Origin of the sequence: Actinomadura sp. NBRC 104425, from assembly GCF_030269545.1 — a bacterium.
GTDB lineage: Bacteria > Actinomycetota > Actinomycetes > Streptosporangiales > Streptosporangiaceae > Spirillospora > Spirillospora keratinilytica.
Genome location: NZ_BSTN01000002.1, coordinates 311,338 through 332,134, shown reverse-complemented (window position 1 = coordinate 332,134; position 20,797 = coordinate 311,338). Strand labels below are relative to the sequence as shown.

General features: G+C 73.4%; 11 protein-coding genes. 2 read left to right on the top strand and 9 right to left on the bottom strand.

The features are described from left to right. Positions 1 to 2: 2 nt before the first annotated feature. Positions 3 to 1,235: an ArsB/NhaD family transporter gene (locus QSK22_RS04625; RefSeq protein WP_285492672.1), complete on the bottom strand. Its 1,233-nt coding sequence runs from the start codon at positions 1,233 to 1,235 to the stop codon at positions 3 to 5. Between the two features lie 121 nt (positions 1,236 to 1,356). On the opposite strand from QSK22_RS04625, the gene QSK22_RS04620 reads away from it, so the two are divergent. Then, a complete protein-coding gene (locus QSK22_RS04620) occupies positions 1,357 to 7,170 on the top strand; it encodes a WD40 domain-containing protein (RefSeq protein ID WP_285492671.1) in 5,814 nt (1,937 codons plus the stop codon). Positions 7,171 to 7,212: 42 nt separating this feature from the next. Here the strand turns inward: QSK22_RS04620 and coaE are convergent, their stop codons facing one another. From coaE to polA, 6 genes are all read right to left on the bottom strand, one after another. Beyond that, positions 7,213 to 7,824 (bottom strand): dephospho-CoA kinase, encoded by a 612-nt coding sequence (coaE, locus tag QSK22_RS04615; RefSeq protein ID WP_285492669.1) that lies wholly within the window; start codon positions 7,822 to 7,824, stop codon positions 7,213 to 7,215. A 45-nt stretch (positions 7,825 to 7,869) separates the two neighbouring features. Further along, positions 7,870 to 8,364, bottom strand: a complete 495-nt coding sequence (locus QSK22_RS04610) for a GNAT family N-acetyltransferase (RefSeq protein WP_285492668.1) — start codon at positions 8,362 to 8,364, stop codon at positions 7,870 to 7,872. 36 nt (positions 8,365 to 8,400) lie between these two features. Further along, on the bottom strand, positions 8,401 to 10,356 hold the full coding sequence (locus QSK22_RS04605) for an endonuclease/exonuclease/phosphatase family protein (protein WP_285492667.1): 1,956 nt from the start codon (positions 10,354 to 10,356) through the stop codon (positions 8,401 to 8,403). Positions 10,357 to 11,738: 1,382 nt separating this feature from the next. Further along, complete coding sequence (rpsA, locus tag QSK22_RS04600) at positions 11,739 to 13,202, bottom strand: 30S ribosomal protein S1 (protein WP_285492666.1); 1,464 nt, start codon at positions 13,200 to 13,202, stop codon at positions 11,739 to 11,741. 243 nt (positions 13,203 to 13,445) lie between these two features. Beyond that, positions 13,446 to 14,564, bottom strand: coding sequence for a polysaccharide deacetylase family protein (locus QSK22_RS04595; protein WP_285492665.1), 1,119 nt, complete (start codon positions 14,562 to 14,564; stop codon positions 13,446 to 13,448). A gap of 1,123 nt (positions 14,565 to 15,687) precedes the next feature. After that, positions 15,688 to 18,387 carry a DNA polymerase I gene (gene polA, locus QSK22_RS04590; RefSeq protein ID WP_285492664.1) on the bottom strand — a complete coding sequence of 900 codons (2,700 nt, stop codon included), beginning with the start codon at positions 18,385 to 18,387 and terminating at the stop codon, positions 15,688 to 15,690. 44 nt (positions 18,388 to 18,431) lie between these two features. On the opposite strand from polA, the gene QSK22_RS04585 reads away from it, so the two are divergent. Then, entirely contained in the window at positions 18,432 to 18,887 is a 456-nt protein-coding gene (locus QSK22_RS04585; RefSeq protein WP_285492663.1) for a PaaI family thioesterase, read from the top strand. 320 nt (positions 18,888 to 19,207) lie between these two features. On the opposite strand, the gene QSK22_RS04580 is transcribed toward QSK22_RS04585, so the two are convergent. Further along, positions 19,208 to 20,020: an ABC transporter ATP-binding protein gene (locus tag QSK22_RS04580; RefSeq protein ID WP_285492662.1), complete on the bottom strand. Its 813-nt coding sequence runs from the start codon at positions 20,018 to 20,020 to the stop codon at positions 19,208 to 19,210. Beyond that, positions 20,010 to 20,750: an ABC transporter ATP-binding protein gene (locus tag QSK22_RS04575; protein ID WP_285492918.1), complete on the bottom strand. Its 741-nt coding sequence runs from the start codon at positions 20,748 to 20,750 to the stop codon at positions 20,010 to 20,012. The genes QSK22_RS04580 and QSK22_RS04575 overlap by 11 nt, the downstream gene beginning before the upstream one ends. Positions 20,751 to 20,797: the final 47 nt, after the last annotated feature.

Below are 20,797 nucleotides of genomic sequence, written 5' to 3'. Positions count from 1 at the left end.
GGTCAGTGCGCGAGCAGCAGGACGCCCACACCGGCGGCGCACCCCAGCACCGCCAGCAGCGCGCCGGTCGCCACGAACTTCACCATCGGCACCCGCACGTCCCACCGGCGGCACCACTCGAACCACAGCAGCGTCGCCAGCGACCCCCACGGCGTGATGACGGGGCCGACGTTCGTGCCGATCAGCAGCGCCAGCAGCTGGTCGTGGTTGGCCACCGGGACGGCCGACTCGCCCGCCACGTAGGCGGGCAGGTTGTTGATGGCGTTGGCCAGGCCGCCGCCGGCGAAGGCCGCCCGCAGCGCGCCGCCCAGGCCGTCGTCGGCGCCGACGAGCCCGCGCATCACCTCGTCCAGCCCGAACCGCTCCAGCGTCGGCTCGACCAGGAACAGCCCGGTGACGAACACCATCAGCTGCCAGGGGATCAGGGACGGCCGCAGCGCGGCGGGGGCGCGGACGGCGAACGCCGCCACGGCGACCACGGCGGCGGCGGTGGCGGCCAGACCCAGTGCGATCCCCGTGTGCACCCCCGCGAGGATCGAGCCGATGAACAGCATGCACGCCCCGCCCGTCGCCGCGAACAGCACCCGGTCGCGCACGGGGGCGGGCGGCGGCGGTTCGTAACGGTCGGCGCCCCGCATCCGGCGCCGCCAGTAGAACACCCACAGCAGCGTCATCGTCACCGCCAGCGCGGCCAGCTGCGGAGCCCACATGCGGGCGGCGAACTCGGGGGTCTCCAGGGCGACGCGGTCGGCCGCCAGCAGGTTCGTCAGGTTGGACACCGGCAGCAGCAGGCTGGCGGTGTTGGCCAGCCACACCGTCGTCATCGCCAGCGGCAGCGCCGCGATGCGCGCGTTGGCGGCCAGCGCCAGCATGACGGGGGTGAGCAGCACCGCGGTGGTGTCCAGGTTGAGGAACACGGTGGTGGCCGAGGCGAACGCCACGCACAGCAGGAACAGCGCCGGGTAGGCGCCGCGCCCCAGCCGCGCCATGCCCAGGGCGATGGCGTCGAAGACCCCCGCCTCCTTGGTCAGTTCCGCCAGCACGATGACGCTGAACAGGAACAGCAGCAGGGGGGCGATGCGTTCGATGCTGGCGCGGGCGTCGGCGCTGGGCAGCAGTCCGGTGACCACGAAGACCAGCCCCAGGAGCAGCAGGCCGATCCGGATCCAGTCGAGCACGCCGAGAGCGCCCAGAGCGCGCCTGATGGTCTGGCTGGATGGGGCCACGGCCGCCATGATCCCACAACAGCGCACCCCGTCCCACGCTCCGCGGCGGCCGGGCCCCGGGGGCCGCAGCCCCTACGGCGCGGGCGTTGCGGCGATGCGCGGGCCCGTCGGCGCGCGCGATACTGGCCGCATGACACCCCCTTCCGGCTCGTCCATGCAGGATCGCCCGACTGACTTCTTCATCAGTTACTCCCCTGCCGACGAGCGCTGGGCGGCGTGGATCGCCTGGCAGCTGGAGACGGCCGGGCACCGCACGATGATGCAGGCGTGGGACTTCGTCCCCGGCACCAACTTCATCGACTTCATGGACCGCGGCCTGTCGGAGGCCAAGGTGGTCATCGCGGTGCTGTCGCGCAACTACCTGCGGTCGCGGTACGGGCGGTGGGAGTGGATGACGGCGTTGCGCGCCGACCCCGACGACCCCGCGCGCAAGCTCGTCACGGTGCGCATCGAGGACTGCGACATCGACGGGCTGCTGTCGACCATCACCTACGTGGACCTGGTCGGGGTGGAGGACCCCGCGCAGGCGCGCGCGCTGCTGATGCGGCGCATCCAGGAGGCGCTGGCCGGGCACGCGCGGCCGGACTCCGGCCCGGCCTTCCCCGGCGCGCCGGGGGCGTCCCAGGAGCCCTCCGCGCAGCCGCCCGGCGGTGCGCTGCCCGAACCCACGGGCGAACGCGCGGCGCGCCGCACGCCCGTCGTGCCCCCCGCCTTCCCGGGCCGGGCCGACGACCCGGGGCCGCGCGAGCAGCTGAGCGTGCTGCACGTGTCCGGGCCCCGGTTCGGGCGCACCCTCGCCGAGCCGGACGAGCCCACCACCGCCACCGAACTGCAGGACCGCATCTGGAGCGATGTGACGCGGCTGGCCGACGCGGGCGTGCCGCGGCCCGACCTGCTGGTGGTGACGGGCGACCTGACCCACTCGGGCAGCCGCAAGGAGTTCGCCGAGGCGCTGTCGTTCCTGACCAGCCTGCGGGCGCTGCTGGGCCTTGAGGCGCAGCGGGTGGTGGTCGTGCCCGGCCCCCACGACGTCACCCGGGCGGCGTGCCAGGCGTACTTCTCCAGCTGCGAGGCCGACGACATCGAGCCGCAGCCGCCGTACTGGCCCAAGTGGCGGCACTTCGCGGCGCTGTTCAAGGACTTCTACCAGGGGCTGGACAGCCTCATCTTCGACAGCGCCCAGCCCTGGACGCTGTTCCCGGTCAACGACCTGAAGGTGGTCGTGGCCGGGCTCAACTCGACGCTGCCGCTCACCCACCGCCCGGAGGACCGCTACGGCGAGGTGGGGCGCGCCCAGGCCGCCTGGTTCACCGAACGGCTGCGGCACTTCGAGGACGAGGGCTGGCTGCGCCTGGGTGCCGTCGCGCACAGCCCCCTCGCCGGGGAGCGGGACGCCCTGCGCGACCCGGGCACCGTCGACTCCCTGCTGGGCGCCCACGTCAACCTGTTCTTCCAGGGGACGCCCTCGGAACTGGGCGCGATCGGGCTGATGCCGTCCCAGGCGCCGGTCGTGCCCGCGCTCGGCCCCGGCCGCCACCAGACCGTCGTCGTACGGCGCGACGGCCTGGAACGCTGGATCCCCGACCAGGCGGAGCGGCGCGGCCCCGAACGCCTGGAACGGTTCTGGGCCCGCGTCGACGGCACGTTCCCCCCGCTGCGCGCGCAGGTCGCGCCGCCCGCCCCCACCCCCCCGATCGAGCGGGCCGTCGACGACGGGCACGCCGAGCCCACGCCCGACCCCACGGCGCGGCTGCTGGGCCGCATCGCCGAAGCCTGCGAGACCCGGTTCGAACGCGCCCAGATCCGCCGCGTGGTGCCCGCGCCCCGCCCGGACGGGGGCCAGGACCCGCCGCACCTGCTGCTCACCCACCTGGAGGACGGCTTCGTCCGCCAGTACCGCATCGGCGCGCACGTGGGGCAGGTGACGGAGGCGGACGTGGACGCGTTCGTCCGGCACGTCCACGCCGACGGGTCCGACCACGGCTCGGAGCTGGTCTACGTGGGGCCGCCCCCGCCCCGGTCGCTGCGCGAGGACGCGCTCCGCCGCGGCATCCGCGTGCGCAGCCTCACCGAGTTCCAGGGGCTGCTGGACCTGTCGGAGTACGTGGCGGGCCAGACGGCGCGGCTGTCGTCGGGTCCCCTGTACCCGCCGTCCCTGTACGTGCCGCAGCGCTTCCGCGAGCTGGACCGGTCGCCCTCGGACGCCGAGGGCAGCGCCGTGCGCGACGACGTCGTCGAGGAGATGCTGCGCCTGCTGGCCGCCGACCACGGCCGGTTCCTGCTGCTGCTCGGCGACTTCGGGCGCGGTAAGACGTTCGCGCTGCGGGAGCTGGCCCGCCGCATCCCCGAGGAGCTGCCGCACGTCGTCCCGATCCTCATCGAGCTGCGCGCGCTGGACAAGGCGCACTCGGTGGACGGCCTGGTCGCCGCGCACCTGGCCAACCACGGCGAGGAGTTGATCGACCTCAAGGCGTTCCACTACATGCTGCGGCAGGGCCGCATCGTGCTGCTGTTCGACGGGTTCGACGAGCTGGTCACCCGCGTCACCTACGACCAGGCCGCCGACCACCTGGACACGCTGCTGCAGGCCGCCCAGGACAAGGCGAAGATCGTGGTGGCGAGCCGCACGCAGCACTTCAAGTCGCAGGCGCAGGTGTTCACCGCGCTGGGCGAGAAGGTGGGGGTGCTGCCGCACCGCCGGGTGCTGAGCCTGGAGGACTTCACCCCCGCGCAGGTCCGCGCGTACCTGGTCAACCGCTACGGCGACGAACGCGTGGCCGACGAGCGGCTGCGCATCCTGGCGGGCCTGGAGGAGCTGCTGGGCCTGACCAGCAACCCGCGCATGCTGAGCTTCATCGCCGACCTGCCCGAGGAGCGGCTGCGGGCGGTCGCGCACGCCCGCCACACCGTCAGCCCCGCGGACCTGTACCGGGAGATCCTGTCGTCGTGGCTGGCGTACGAGGCCGACCGGGTCCGCCACACCGGGGGCCCGGCCGGGCTCACCGTCGAGGCGATGTGGCAGGCGGTGGGGACGCTCGCGCTGCGGCTGTGGGAGACCAACGAGTCGTTCCTGCGCCTGGCGGAACTCGCCGACGTGGCCGACACGCTCACCGGCCTCACCGAGGGGCGCATGTCGCCGCACCAGGTGACGCACGCGGTCGGGGCGGGGAGCCTGCTGGTGCGCACCGACGAGGGCCTGTTCGGCTTCATCCACGGGTCGGTGGTGGAGTGGCTCGTCGCCCGGCACATCGCCGACGAGTTCGCCAAGGGCGCGGCCCCGCGCGCGCTCGCCTCCCGCGCGCTGTCGCAGCTGACCGTCGACTTCCTGTGCGACCTTGCGGACACGCGCGCCTGCCAGGAGTGGGCGGCCGGGGTGCTGGCGGACGCGAGCGCCGGCGACGTGGCCCGCTCCAACGCCATCAAGATCACCACGCGGCTGCGCACGTCCGCGCGCACCGACCTGCGCGGCGCCCGCCTGGCCGGCGAGGACCTGTCCTACCGCGACTTCCAGGGCGTCGACCTGACCGGCGCGGACCTGACCGACGCGCAGCTGGTCGGCGCCGACCTGTCGCGCGCGGTGCTGCGGGACGCGGCACTGGCCGGGGCGCGGCTGGACGGGGCCCGGCTGACCGGCGCGGACCTGCGCGGCGCGGACCTGTCGCGGGCGCGGCTGGCCCGCGCCGACCTGCGGGACGCGGCGGTGGACGGCAGCCGCTGGACCCGCGCCGCCCTCATCGACGCGAACCTGCCGGAACGCATCGCGTCCGCGCCCGAGCTGCGCGAGGCCGCCATCGCCCCCGGCCGCCCCGTGGACCTGCAGGTGGCCCCCGCCGGGATCGGCGTCCCCTACGGGTTCCACTTCGCCACCAGCCGGCTGCCGCAGCCGCTGGCCTACAGCCCGGGCGGGTCCATCCTGGCGGTGGGCGGCGAGGACGGCGGCGTGCTGGTGTGCGACGCGGTGACGGGTACTCCCCTGCGCACGCTCCTGGGCCACCGCGACCGCGCCTACGCGGTCGTGTTCGACACCACCGGCGACCTGCTGGCCACCGGATCGGCCGACGGCACGATCCGGCTGTGGGACCTGGCGACGGGCCGCTGCACGCACACGCTCACCGTGCACCCCGAAGGGGTGTGGCCCGTCGTCGTCGGCCCGCCCCATCCCGACGGCCCCCACCGGGGCGTGCTCCTGGCGGCGGGGGCGGCCGACGGCACCGTCCGCCTGTGGGACTGCGCCACCGGCGAGAAACGCCACGAGCTGCCCGGCCACACCGCGCCCATCTACACCGCGGTGTTCGACCCCGCCGGCACCGTGATGGTGACGGGCGACGCCGGGGGCGTCCTGCGCGTGTGGGACCTGGTGACGGGGCGGCTGCAACGCACGCTCACCGGCCACCGCGGCGCCGTCTACCGCGCGGTGTTCCACCCGGGGGGCTCGCTGCTGGCCGCGGGCGACGAGGCGGGCGTGGTGCGGCTGTGGGACATCCGCACCGGGGAGATCCGGCACGAACTGGTGGGCCACACCGGCCGCGTCTACGCCGTCGCGTTCCACCCCGGCGGCGACCTGATGGTGACCGGCGACACCGACCGCTCAGTGCGGCTGTGGCGGGACGGGCGCCTGCACCGCACCCTCACCGGCCACGGCGGCGCCATCTACCAGGCGACGTTCAGCCCCGATGGGGGGCGCCTGGCCACCGCCGACAGCGCCGGGACCATCCGCCTGTGGGACCCCGAGACCGGGCGGCTGCGCGTGGAACTGGCCGGGCACCGCGGGGCGGTGTGGCCGTTCGCGTTCCGCCCCGACGGCTCCCAGCTCGCCACCAGCAGCAACGACGGCACCGCCCGGCTGTGGGACGCCGAGACGGGGCAGTGCAGGGCCGTGCTGCGCGGACACGGCCGCCGCGTCACCGGCGTGTGCTTCTCCCCCGACGGCGGGCTGCTGGCCTCCAGCGGCAACGACGGCCTGGTACGGCTGTGGGAGCCGCGCACCGGACGCCTGGTGCGGGAACTGCGCGGCGCCGCCGACAACCTCACCTCCGCCGCGTTCAACCCCGCCGGGGCGCAGCTGGCCACCGCCACCAACGACGGCGGCGTCCACCTGTGGCAGGCCGGCACGGGCGTGTTCGAACGGGAGCTGAACGCCGAGACCGACCACGTGTGGGCGCAGGCGTTCAGCCCCGACGGGGACGTGCTGGCCACCGCCAACGACGACGACACCGTCCGGCTGTGGTACTGGACCACCGGCCGCGAGACCGTCAACCTGGCCGACCACCGCGGCCGGGTGCGGTCCATCGACTTCTCCCCCGACGGCCGCCTGGTCGCCACCGGCTGCGACGACAGCCTCGTCCGCCTGTGGGACGCCCGCACCGGCGAATGCGTCGTCACGCTGCGCGGCCACACCGACCGCGTCTACCGGGTGCAGTTCGACGCCACCGGCGACACCCTCGTCAGCGCCGGCAACGACGGCGCCGCCTGGCTGTGGGACCCGCACTCGGGGCAGGCGCGCCGCGTCCTGACCGGCCACGCCGGACGGCTGTGGTGCGCCGCGTTCCACCCCAGCGGCACGCTGCTGGCCACCGCCGGGGACGACCTGGTGGTGCGGCTGTGGGATCCGCGGGACGGACGCACTGTGCACACCCTTTCCGGCCACACCCGGCGCGTGTGGTCGCTGTCGTTCTCCCCCGACGGCACGCTGCTGGCCAGCGCGGGCGACGACGGCGCCATCATCCTGTGGGACGTGTCCGACCCCGCCGCCCCGGCCCGCCGCGTCACCCTGCTGGGGCTGCCCGCCGGTTGGGCCGCCCTGGCGCCGTCCGGCGACTACAAGTGGGAGGGCGACGCCACCTCCGAATTCTGGTACGCCATCGGCATGTGCCGCTTCGAGCCGGGCGAGCTGGACGCCTACCTTCCCGAGGTCCGCCGGATCCCCCTGGACGCCGAGTTCTGACCCTGCGGCCGGGGGACGGCCTCTACCGGCCCCTCTCGGCCCTCACCCCGCCTGGGCGGCGCGTGCGCGCCGGGTCAGCTCGTCCCACAGCGTGTCGACCTGGGCGCGTAGTTCGTCCAGGCTCCCGGAATTGTCGATGACGCGGTGGGCGAGCGCGAGGCGCTGCTCCCGGGTGGCCTGGGCGGCGATCCGGGCCCGCGCGTCCTCCTCGGTCATCCCGCGGTGCTCCACCAGCCGCCGGACCTGCGTCTCCACGGGGGCGTCCACGACCACCACCACGTCGTACATGCCGGCCAGGCCGTTCTCGGCCAGCAGCGGCACGTCGTACACCACCACCGCGCCCTCGGGGGCGGCCTCCATCAGCTCCGCCACCCGCTCCCCCACCAGGGGGTGGACGATCGCGTTCAGCGCGGCCAGCCGGTCCGGGTCGGAGAACACGATCGAGCCCAGCCGCTCGCGGTCCAGCGCGCCGTCGGGCCGCAGCACCTGCTCGCCGAACTCCTTCACCACCGCCGCCAGCCCGGGCGTGCCGGGCTCGACCACCTCCCGGGCGATCCGGTCCGCGTCGATGACCATCGCGCCGTGCGCGGCGAGCCGCGCCGACACCTCGCTTTTGCCCGATCCGATCCCGCCGGTCAGTCCCACCTTCAGCACGCCCCCACCCTAACGACCGCTCGATCGGCGGCGCAGGGGGCGGGGTCAGCCGGGAGCCACCGCGGGCACCAGGTCCTTGCGCATGTGCACCAGCGTCAGGTGGGCCGCGACGCGCTCGCGGTGCGTCTCCCGGTAGCCGAGCCGCCGGGCCAGCCGCAGGCCCGCCTCGCTGAGATGGCCGGTGAACAGCACGCACGCGTCGACACGGCCCGCCACCTGCTGCTCCAGCGCCGCCACCAGACGGCCGCCGATCCCGCGGCCCTGCGCGTCCGGCGCGACGACCAGCCGCCCGATCAGGCAGGTGTGCTCGCTGAACTGCGCCCGCACCGCCCCCACCAGGCGGTGCCCGGCCACCGCCTTCAGCACCACCGCGTCGCCGTCGAGCGCCGCGCGCAGCTGCTCCAGCGACTCCACCAGCGGAGGGAGGAACGGGTCGCCGTACAGCTGCGCCTCGGCCAGGTAGGCCGCGCGCTGCACGGTGAAGATCTCCCCGGCGTCCGCGGGCCCGGCCCGCTCGATCACGACCTGCGGCTCGTGCATGGGGCGACCCTAGCGGGGCCGCGGGCCCGCGGCCGGCTACCGCCCGATCCGGACGGTCACCACGATGGGATAGTGGTCCGACGCCCGCGACCGCACCACCTGGTAGTCGGAGAACGTCAGGTCGTCGGTGCCGAAGATCCAGTCGACCCGCTCGCCGGCGGCCGTGGTCGGCGACGGGTCGCCGCTGAATGCGGCGCTGCGCAGCTCGGTGCCGTCCAGCATCCGGCCGACCGCCGCGCTGCCCGGCCCGCCGTTGAAGTCGCCGCCGATGATCGTGCGGGGGGCGCCGCCCCAGGCCCGCAGCAGCGTGGCGACCTCGCGGACCCGTTCGGCGTCCTGGTCGGCGCCGCCCTCCAGGTGCGTGGACCACACGTCCATCGTGGTGCCGCCGACCGCCAGCCGCGCCCACACGTACCCGCGGATCTGCGACCAGTCGGCCTTGGCCATCCTCCCGGTGCCCGAGCTGCGCACCGGCAGCGACGTCAGGATCGCGTTGCCGAACTGCCCGTCGGCGGCCGGCCCCCACAGCAGCTTCATGCCGAGGCGGCGCGACAGCCACACCCCGACGTCGGTGGTGCCCGACAGCAGCGACCCGCGTCCGGCCTCCTGCAGCAGCACCACGTCGACGCGCTGCCGCTCGATCTCCCGCGCGATGCCCTCGGGGTCGAGACGGCCGTCCTGGTCGACCGCGTCGTGGATGTTGTAGGTCATCACCCGCACCTGCCCGGCCGACCGGGCCGCCGCGCCGGCCTCCCGGTTCGGGGTGGTGAACGTGAAGATCAGCGTGCCGAGCAGCAGCACCAGCGCGGCGGCCCCGGCGGTCAGCGCCCGCACCGGCGCCCGCGCCGGCAGCGGGCCGCCCCGCGCCGCCGCGATCGCCGCCAGCGCGCCCAGCAGGATTCCCGCCAGGCCGGGCAGCACGTTGTTCGGCACCGGTAGCGGCTCGATCGCGCTGACCTGGTACGGGATGAGGATCAGCGCGATGAGGAACCCGCCGAGCGCGGCGCCCGTGTCGATCCGCCACACCGGGCCGCCCGTCCCGGCGCGGCGCAGCGGCGCGCGGCACGCCACCGCCAGCAGCCACGCCGACAGCACCTGCCCGACGACCACCACCGGCACCACCTCGATGCCGCTGATCGCGTACGTTCCGGCGACCGCGCCCGCGCCGACGCCCAGCAGGGTGCCGCCGAGCACGCACACGCCGCCCGGCACCGCCCGCACCGCCAGGCCCGACGCCAGGAACGCCAGCGCCAGCCCCTGCCCGGCGACGACCGCCACGTGCGCGACGGTCAGCGACCGCCACCCCGACGACGCCACGAACGCCGGGCTGGACAGCACCAGCGTCTGCAGCGCCAGGAACGGCCCGATCGCCGAGGCGCCCAGCGCGTCCCGCCAGGAGATGCCCGGCGCCTCCACCGGCCCGGACGACAGCTCCCGGTACAGCGCGAAGGCGCCCAGGCCCACGAACGCCAGGCACGGCAGCCACGGCCAGACCCCGGGCCGCCACACCGGGTCCCAGGTGCCGAACGCCATGCGCACCGCGGTGTCGGCCGACAGGCCCGCGACCGTGGCGGTGGCGAAGCCCACCCCGGACAGGCCGCGCGCGCCCTCGTACAGCGCCGCCACCGCGACCATGCCGATCGCGGTGCCGAGGAACGCCAGCCACACGCGCGGCTCGACCGCCTCGGCGACAAGCCGCACCGCCAGCAGCCCGCCGACCCCGGCCAGCAGCAGCCCGCGGGGCCCGGCGGCCCGGCGCACCAGCGGCCCGGCGAACCCCGCCAGGAACACCACCAGCACGGCCGCACCGGCCACGCCGACGCCGGCGGAGTCGGCGAAGTGGTCGAACTGGGGCAGCGAAAAGCGCAGGGTCTGCGCGAGCACGGCGACGGTGACGGCGATCAGCACCAGCCGCGCCGGACCCTGCGGGACGATCGAGGGACCGGCCTGCGCGGGGCCGCCGGTCCGGGTGCCTACCTCTGTGCTGGCCAATTGAACGTGTGCTCCCCGGGGACGAGCAGGAAAACGGGCGGGACGAGCGGGCGGGCCGCCGACGGGGACCGGAGGGGTCCGGCGGGCGCCACAAGGATCACGGCCGAAGGCCGATCCACGAACCGCACCTCCGGCCGTTGATCCTATGACCCGCCGAGCGTCCCACGCCGCTACGACTCCCCAAAATTCACCACACCAGCGCCCTACCCGGGACGCGAAGGCGGAGCCAGGGGGCGCCGCAGCCCGACACGCGCCGGCCGCGCGGCCGCAACCGGACCGCCTCTCCCGTCGGCACGGGGCCGCCTGCCTCGCGGGTGGCCGCGGGCGGCAAGGCCCACGTCCCTGCGGCGAGGCCGACCCGGCGGCGTCCGATCCGGTCCCAGCGGACCCCGGCCTCTCGCAGGCGAGCCGTCAGGGCAGCAGGCCGCCCGCGCCGGTCCCGCGTATGGACGCCGGGCGGACGTCCGCAAGCCATCGCGGCAGTCCCGGCGTGCATGCGGCCGGCCGGGAGTACCGCCCAGGCCCCGCGGACCACCTGCCGAGCGCGAGGCGGGAGGCAGCAGGCCGCCTCGCGCGCCAACGCCGAGACCGCGCCGGCGTGGCGCGGGCCGGCCATGTGCTGCGTGCCTTCAGGCGGCCGGCGTCAGCCGGGCCACAGCCTGTACCAGCCTGCGTCTGCCTCTGCCGGACGGAGAACGTGCAACGGGCAGTCGCGATCTCACGCGCCCCCGGAGCCACTCACGGACGCGCACACGCACCAAACCGCCACACAGAGCACCACAGGCACCCCGGACCAGACCGGCCGGCATCCCGCAGTACGTCAACCGGCACGTCGCCGCGCCGGGTGCGTGCAGCAGGCGGCGCCGGCCGAATGACTCCCGGGGGCGCAGGGCGGCTCGCCAGCACCTGCGGAACGTCAGCGGCGACGCCCGACGCCGGTCTTGCGAGCACCTTGCCCCGGCCCGGGTTCAGCAGACGCCCCGCAGCACGCGCAGCGGCGGACTGCCGCGCGGACGTTCGAGGGCTTCCCCGACTCCGCCCGCGGGCGGCCTGCGTCGCGGGTCCGCCTGCGGGCGGGCCCCGTCACAGGTGGAGCGCCGACGGCAAGGACACCCCGACCGAAGCCCCAACAGGACAGCGCCGCGCACGCGCCCGCGGGCGACCGCCGTGAGCATGCGTGTGAGGCTGAGCCGGCGCTGTGGACCGCGTGGCCGGACGCCGAGCGTGCCCGCCGGGTCGGCCGCCTGCGAGGCGGGCTGCACGCAAGAGGCGGGCGCATCGGTCCGGGACGCGGTCCCCGGGGCGTCCCCTGGAACCACGTCCCGGACCGGCTGTCACAGGCCGTTCAGGACGCGGCGTGCGGGCCCTGAACGGGGTGCCGCCTACTGGCCGCCCGAGAGCTTCTCGCGCAGCGCGGCGAGGGCCTCGTCGGTGGCCAGGGCGCCGCCGGAGTCGCTCTCACCGCCGGAGTAGGAGGCGTCGCCGCCGAGGCCGCCCTCGGCCTCCGCCTCGGCCTTGCGGGCCTCCTCGATCTGGCGGCGGTGCGCCTCGAAGCGGGCGCGCGCCTCGGCGTACTGGCGCTCCCAGGTCTCCCGCTGCTGCTCGTAGCCGGGCAGCCACTCCCCGGTCTCCGGGTCGAAGCCCTCGGGGTACTTGTAGTTGCCCTGCTCGTCGTACTCGGCGGGCATGCCGTAGAGGGTGGGGTCGAAGTCCTCGTCCTCGATGCCCAGGGCGCCCTCGTTGGCCTGCTTGAGCGACAGGCTGATGCGGCGCCGGTCGAGGTCGATGTCGATGATCTTCACGAAGATCTCGTCGCCGACCTGGACCACCTGCTCGGGGATCTCCACGTGGCGCTCGGCCAGCTCGGAGATGTGCACCAGGCCCTCGATGCCCTCCTCGACGCGGACGAACGCGCCGAACGGCACCAGCTTGGTGACGCGGCCCGGCACGACCTGCCCGATCTGGTGGGTGCGGGCGAACTGCTGCCAGGGGTCCTCCTGGGTCGCCTTGAGCGACAGGGAGACCCGCTCGCGCTCCATGTCGACGTCGAGGACCTCGACGGTGACCTCCTGGCCGACCTCGACGACCTCCGACGGGTGGTCGATGTGCTTCCAGGACAGCTCGGAGACGTGCACCAGGCCGTCCACTCCGCCCAGGTCGACGAACGCGCCGAAGTTGACGATGGACGACACCACGCCCTTGCGGACCTGGCCCTTCTGCAGGGTGTTGAGGAAGGTCTGGCGGACCTCGCTCTGGGTCTGCTCGAGCCAGGCGCGGCGGGACAGGACCACGTTGTTGCGGTTCTTGTCCAGCTCGATGATCTTGGCCTCGAGCTCGCGGCCGACGTAGGGCTGCAGGTCGCGCACCCGGCGCATCTCGACCAGCGAGGCGGGCAGGAACCCGCGAAGGCCGATGTCGAGGATGAGACCGCCCTTGACGACCTCGATGACGGTACCGGTGACGATGCCGTCCTCGTCCTTGATCTTCTCGATCGTGCCCCAGGCGCGCTCGTACTGGGCGCGCTTCTTGGACAGGATCAGCCGGCCCTCCTTGTCCTCCTTCTGGAGGACCAGGGCCTCGACGTGGTCGCCCACGGCGACGACCTCGTTGGGGTCGACGTCGTGCTTGATGGACAGCTCTCGGGAGGGGATGACGCCCTCGGTCTTGTAGCCGATGTCGAGGAGAACCTCGTCACGATCGACCTTGACGACCGTCCCCTCCACAATGTCGCCGTCGCTGAAGTACTTGATGGTCTCGTCGATCGCGGCGAGGAAGGCATCCTCGGACCCGATGTCGTTGACCGCCACCTGCGGAGTGGTCGAGGTCGCCTCGGTGCTGCTCGTCATGTGTCGGCTGGCTCCGGATACGGACATGCGTAGTTGTCTGACGGATGCGCGGCGGGCCCATTTCCGCCCTGCCGAGGACCGGAAGGGACGCGGCGCAAGCCGCGTCAGTCATACCGAACCGATGTCGACGACCTGACCGAGCGCGAGCCTGCTCCGTCCGAGACACGCGCAGGCCCACAGCGCAGCGATCAGAATATGGGACGCACAGCGCGGGGTCAATCGGAGGGTATGGCCGAGCGGCGCTCAGTAGGCACGGGCGTACGCCCGGAACCTACTGGCCAGCTTGCCTTCCGCGGTCCTAGGGAACGAAATGGTATTCGGATCCCCATCAGAGATGTACCGTTCTCCGGGGTTTTTGTCCAACCAGTCGAGCCAGGCGGTGGAGCAGTACCGCTTGCAGTCGTCCTCGGCGATCTTGCCTTCGGACCGCACCCGGGGGATGCGCCGCCAGTCGAAGTCCCTGCTGAACGGGGACTCCGAGGGCCGCCAACCGGCCAGGAAGACCCCGTTGAACCGGTAGGAGCCCGGCTTGGCCTGCGCCCAGGCGGCCTCCTTCGGCTCGGACCCGAACGGGTAGGCCAGCGTCCTGGTGTGCACGCCGGCCAGCGACACGATCCGCCCCTCGATGTCGCCGATCTCCTTCTCGACGGCGGACCGCGACATCTCCGCCAGATTCTTGTGCGACAGGGTGTGGTTGCCCAGCTCGAACCCGTGCCGCACCAGCCACTTGAGCCCCTCGCCCGTCCGGGCGCCGAGCTGGAAGGGGTCCTTGTTCAGGTAGAACGTGGCCGTCGGCCGGAACCCGGGGTACTGCCGCGCCACCTCCAGCAGGACGGACACGGCGGTGTCGGGCGCGGGGTTGCCGTTGGCGTCCAGCGCGAAGTGCCCGGGCGTGCTGTCGTCGAACGTCAGCACCACCGGGTGCCGCCCGGCCGGGACGTCGATCCGCCCCGCCGCGAACTCGCCGGCCGTGATCGGGACGTACCCGGACTTGGCCAGCCGCGTGATCTCGTCCCGGAACTCCTGGACGGACCGGTCAAGCGACATCTCCGGCTTTTTAACGATCCGGTGATACATGAGCACCGGAATCTGCCCGAGCTCGTTGGCCCGGACCCGCGCGGCCTCCGGACGCGCCTGCGCGATCACCGTCACCGAGGGCGAAGGCCGGGCGGGCGTCGTGCGCTCCTGCCGCGCCGGCCGCGCCGGCGCGTCCTTCGCCGCCCCGCCGTCGGACGCCGAGTGCGCCCCGGCCCGCGCCGCCTCGCGCTCCGGCCCGGCCCCGCGCTCGTCCCGCGGAAGGACGAGCCCCAGGACCACGGCACAGACGATCACCAGACCGGCGATCTTGTGAAGAAGCGGCACGACCCCTCCAACGGCCCACGGAACGCGGCCAGAGAAAGCGTACGGCTCCTCCGTCCACGACGGACGAAGGACCGCCAACCCGACATGCCGGTAACTCTTACGCCCGCTCCGGCGGCCCCGCCCTGCTGAGATGTACGCGCCTTCCCGAATACCCCTCCGACCCGCCTTGATCGCCGAGCGTGGTCATCCGATGGCAAAATGTCACCAGCCCAGCGAAGATCACCACCCCGCCCCCGCGTGTCGCCTCGCCTGGCCGCCCCCGGCCAGGTCTCTCCGCCGACGACGCCGTACCCGTCTGCCGACGCGCCCCTGAACGACCGGGAGGGCCGCACCGGCCGAGCGGGACGACACCCCGACGCACCACCCGAGACAGCGCCCACGCAAACGACGCCCAGAGGGCGCCTCAGCGGCTCCGCCGCCCGGGTCGCCGGTCGCACCGCAGGCACGGGCCCTGCCCCCTGTCAAGGCAAGCCAGCATGCAGAACGGACAACCCAAAAGAGGGCGCGGCCCACAGCCAAAACCCACAGCGGTCGACACGGGCACGACAACGCACCGCCCGGCTCAGGCACACGACCAGCTTCGGCCAAGGAACCGTCACCCCAGCCCAGTCGACGCCGGACCGGCCCGCTGACGTCCCCTGGACGACCGTAAGGGGCCCGCCGACCGGGTGGGACACCCGGGAGCACCGTCCGCGCAAACGATGCCCAAAGGGCGCCTCAGCGGCTCCGCCGCCCGGATCGCTGGTCGCACCGCAGGCACGGGGCCCGCCCCTTGTGAGGGCAGACTGGCGCGCAGGGCGGGCAGCCCTGGGCACGCCCCCTCAACCAGCCCCACAGTGACCGACACGCGCACCACTGCGAGCCGACCGGCACGGGCGGACATGGCCCGCACCCCCAGCTTCGCGCCCCGAGGGGCCCGTCACACCGGCCGGTCCGCCGCACCTGTTCGCTGACGCGCCCCTCGACGAGCCGGCGTGTCGCGCCGACCACCGGGACGAGACCCGAACCGCAACGGTGGCATCGCCCACCGCGGCGACGCACGAGGGCACCACGGCCCCCGCCGGTTGCGGTCGCTCCGCCCGGTCGGGGCCTGCCCCTCGCCGGGGCAGGCCGGCGCGCCGAGTCAGTGGGCGGCGTCCTGCCAGGTTCGGCCGGTGCCCATGGAGACCTCCAAGGGGGCGCGCAGGTCGTAGGCGCCGACCATCTCCTCGCGGACGAGGTCCTGGAGGCGTTCGAGCTCGCCCGGGGCGACCTCGAAGACCAGTTCGTCGTGCACCTGCAGGAGCATGCGCGAACGCAGGCCGTGCTCGCGCAGGGCGCGGTCGACGTTGAGGCTGGCGACCTTGATGATGTCGGCGGCCGACCCCTGGATCGGGGCGTTGAGGGCCATCCGCTCGGCCATCTCGCGCCGCTGTCGGTTGTCCGACGTCAGGTCGGGCAGATAGCGGCGGCGGCCGAGGATGGTCTCGGTGTAGCCGTCCTGGCGGGCGCGGGCCACCACCTCGCGCAGATAGTCGCGGACGCCGCCGAACTGCTGGAAGTACTCCTCCATCAGCTCGCGGGCCTCGTCGGCCGAAATGTGCAGCTGCTGCGACAGCCCGTACGCCGACAGGCCGTAGGCCAGGCCGTAGTTCATCGCCTTGATCCGGGCGCGCAGCTCCGAGTCGATCTCCTCGGGCGGCAGGCCGAACACGCGGGAGGCGGTGATCGTGTGGAAGTCGGCGCGCTGGCGGAACGCCTCCAGCAGCGCCTCGTCCTCCGACAGGTGCGCCATGATCCGCAGCTCGATCTGGCTGTAGTCGGCGGTGAGCAGGCACTCGTAGCCCTCGCCGACGACGAACGCCTCGCGGATCTGCCGGCCCTCGGCGGTGCGGATCGGGATGTTCTGCAGGTTCGGGTCCGTGGACGACAGCCGCCCGGTCGCGGCGATCATCTGGTTGAAGGTGGTGTGGATGCGCCCGGCGTCGTCGGCCATCGGGATCAGCGAGTCGACGATGCTCTTGAGCTTGGCCGCCTCGCGCCAGCGCAGGATGTGCTCCAGGACGGGGTGCGCCTCCTTGGCCAGCAGGTTCGTCAGCGCCTCGGAGTCGGTGGTGTAGCCGGTCTTGGTGCGCTTGGTCTTGGGCAGCTTCAGCTCGTCGAACAGCACCTGCTGCACCTGCTTGGGCGACCCCAGGTTGAACTCGTGGCCGACGGCGGCGTGCGCCTGCTGCTCGACCTCCTTGACCTGGCCGCCCAGCGAGGACGACAGCCCCGCCAGATGCCCGGCGTCCACGGCGATGCCCGCGCGCTCCATGTCGGCCAGCACGCCGACCAGCGGCAGCTCGACCTGGTGCAGCAGCCGGGTGGCGCCGCGGCGCTCCAGGTCGCGGTCGAGGGCGTCGGCGAGCTCGGCGACGGCGCGGGCGCGCACGGCCAGGTCGCGGGCGGCCTCGGCCTCACCGGAGCCGTCCAGGGTCAGCTGCCCGGAGTCGTCGGACTCGTCGCGCAGCTCGCGATGCAGGTAGCGCAGCACCAGGTCGCCCAGGTCGAACGTGCGCTGCCCCGGCAGGGCCAGATAGGCGGCCAGGGCGGTGTCGCTGGTGACGCCCGCCAGCGACAGCCCGCGGGCGGCCAGCGCCAGCATCGGGCCCTTGGCGTCGTGGATCGCCTTGGGGCGGGACGCGTCGGCCAGCCACGCGGCCAGCGCGCGCTCGTCGTCCTCGATCAGCTCGGCCGGGTCCAGGTACACCGCCGGGCCCTTGGGGGACGCCAGCGCCAGCGCCGTGACCTCGCCGGTGCCGCGGCCCCACGAGCCGGACACCGCCAGGCCGGTGCGGTCGGCGCCGGCGGCGTGCTCGGCCAGCCACGCCCCCAGCCCGCCCGGCTCCAGCTCGGCCAGCTCCACCTCGAAGCCCTCGTCGGCCTCGGGCTCCACCGACGACAGCGTCGCGTACAGCCGCTCGCGCAGCACTCGGAACTGCAGCGAGTCGAACAGGGTGTGGATCTCGTCGCGGTCCCAGCGGCCCATGGTCAGCTGCGGCGGCGTCAGCTCCAGGCCGACCTCGCGGTCGAGCTTGTTGATCTGCTGGTTGCGCAGCACCTGGGCGAGATGCTCGCGCAGGTTGTCGCCCGCCTTGCCCTTGATCTCGTCCACGTGGGCGACCAGGGTGTCCAGGTCGCCGTACTTGTTGAGCCACTTGGCCGCGGTCTTGGGGCCGACGCCGGGCACGCCCGGCAGGTTGTCGCTGCTCTCGCCCACCAGCGCGGCCAGCTCGCGGTACCGCTCGGGCGGGACGCCGTAGCGCTGCTCCACCGCGGCCGGGTCGTAGCGGGTCAGCTCCGACACCCCGCGCACCGGGTACAGCACCGTGACGTTGTCGTCGACGAGCTGGAAGGCGTCCCGGTCGCCGGTGACCACCAGCGTCTGCATGCCCGCGGCGGTGGCCTGGGTGGCCAGCGTGGCGATGATGTCGTCGGCCTCGTACCCGGCCACCGACAGCCGCGGGATGCGCAGCGCGTCCAGCACCTCGAAGATCAGGCTGACCTGGCTGCGGAACTCGTCGGGCGTCTTCTGCCGGCCCGCCTTGTACTCCACGTACTGCTCGTGCCGGAACGTGGGCTCGGACCGGTCGAACGCCACCGCGATGTGGGTGGGCTGCTCGTCGCGCAGCACGTTGATCAGCATCGAGGTGAAGCCGTACACCGCGTTGGTGGGCTGCCCGTCGGTGGTGCTGAAGTTCTCCACCGGCAGGGCGAAGAACGCCCGGTAGGCCAGCGAGTGGCCGTCGAGCAGAAGGAGCCGGTCTTGCTGCTTGTCAGGGGTCGATTCTTGGGTCGCCACAGCTTGACTCTAGTCTGCGCGTACGACGGTTTGAGGGAGGCTCGATGACGGACGACCAGCAGGAGCTCGTCGAACTGCTCAACGGCGTGGCCCAGGGCCACCTGCCGAAGGCCATGGGAGTGGAGATCCTCGAGGCCACGGCCGACCGGGTGGTGGGCCGCATGCCGGTCAAGGGCAACACCCAGCCGTACGGGCTGCTGCACGGCGGCGCCTCCTGCGTGCTCGCCGAGTCGCTCGGCTCGACGGGCGCCGCGCTGCACGCCGGCCGCGACCGCATCGCCGTCGGCATCGAGATCAACGCCACCCACCACCGGTCGGCCACCGACGGGTACGTCACCGGCGTGGCGACCAAGCTGCACGCGGGGCGCAGCCTCGCCACCTACGACATCGTGATCACCGACGACGACGGCCGCCGGATCTGCACCGCCCGGCTGACCTGCATGCTCCGCGACCGTCCGCCCGCCGGCGGCGAGAACCCGGTGCCGCCGTCCGCCGGATGACCGGGCGCCCGCGGGCACGACTCCCCCGGCGCGGCGGTTCCTTTGCGGACGAAGGCGTCCGATCGGTAACGTTGATTGGAACGGCCCGAGATCACTGAGTAGACAACGTACGCTTCCGGGGAAGACCCGTACGGCCCCAAAGGTGATCTCGGGCCTCAGACCTGGGACCGGTGTGCCGGCAAGTGTGCAGGCCGCCGGTCCTTGTTTTCTCCCGGGGGGACGCCTCCCTGGAAGCCATCGCCAGCGGCCTCACCCCAAGACGCGGACCGCCCCCGGGCACCGGGCGAACCCGGGGCCGGGGGCGGCCGACCAGTGGCAGGTCAGTCCTTGCGGACCTCGTCGTCGACGACCGTGTCGTCCGCGGCGGTGTCCTCATCCGAGCCCGGCTCGGGCGCACCGTCCACCTTCGTCGACGCGGCCGCCTCACCCAGGTCGCCGCCCAGATAGGCGGCCCTGACCTCGGGGTCGTCCAGCAGCTCGTGGGCGGCGGCCGACTTGACCACCCGGCCCGTCTCCAGCACGTACGCGCGGTCCGCGATCTGCAGCGCCTGCTGCGCGTTCTGCTCCACCAGCAGCACCGTGCAGCCCCGCCGGTTGATCTCCTGGATGATCGAGAAGATCTGCTGCACCAGCAGCGGCGCCAGCCCCATCGACGGCTCGTCCAGCAGCAGCACCTTCGGGTCGGCCATCATCGCCCGCCCGATCGCCAGCATCTGCTGCTCGCCGCCCGACATCGTGCCGCCCGCCTGGTTCTTGCGCTCGGCCAGGCGCGGGAACAGCTCGTAGACCTCGTTCAGATCCTTGGACACGTCGCCTTTACGGGCGTACGCGCCCATCAGCAGGTTCTCCTCCACCGTCATGCCGGGGAAGATGCCCCGCCCCTCCGGAGCCTGCCCGATGCCCGCCAGCACCCGCTTGTGCCCCGGCATCCGGCTGATGTCCTGCCCGTCGAACACGATCCGGCCCGCCGACAGCGGCCGCAGCCCGGAGATCGTCTTCAGCGTCGTCGTCTTCCCGGCGCCGTTGGCGCCGATCAGGGTGACGATCTCGCCCTGGTCCACCTCCGCCGACACGCCCTTCAGCGCGGCGATCTTGCCGTAGTGGACGTGGATGTCGGAAATCTCAAGAAGCATCGGCTGCGGCTCCCAGGTACGCCTCGATGACCCGCGGGTCGTTCTGCACCTCGGCGGGCAGGCCCTCGGCGATCTTTTGACCGAAGTCCAGCACCGCGATCCGGTCGCTGATCCCCATGACCAGGCCCATGTCGTGCTCGATCAGCAGCACCGTGCGACCCGAATCGCGGATCTTGCGGATCAGCTTCTGCAGCTCGATCTTCTCCGCCGGGTTCATGCCCGCGGCCGGCTCGTCCAGCAGCAGCAGCTTCGGATCGGTCGCCAGCGCCCGCGCGATCTCCAGCCGCCGCTGGTCGCCGTACGGCAGGTTCTTGGCCGCCTCGTCGCCCCGATGCGGAATGCCCACGAACTCCAGCAGCTCCCGCGCCTTGGCCCGGCCGTCGCGCTCCTCACGCCGATGCCACGGCAGCCCCAGCGCCGCGCCCACGAACCCGGTGCGGTGATGCGCGTCCGCCCCCACCATGACGTTCTCCAGCGACGTCATGTTGTGGAACAGCCGCACGTTCTGGAACGTCCGCGCCACCCCCAGCTTGGTGACCGCGAACCGCTTCTTGCCGTCGATGCGCGTGCCGTCGAACACCACGCGCCCCTCGCTCGGCCGGTACACGCCCGTGGTGACGTTGAACACCGTCGTCTTGCCCGCGCCGTTCGGACCGATCAAGGCGAAGATCTCCCCCTTGCCGATCTCCAGCGACACCCCGTTCAACGCCACCACGCCGCCGAAGCGCATGGTCACGTCCTGCAGCTGCAGCACCGGCCTGTCCGCGGCCGCGGCGC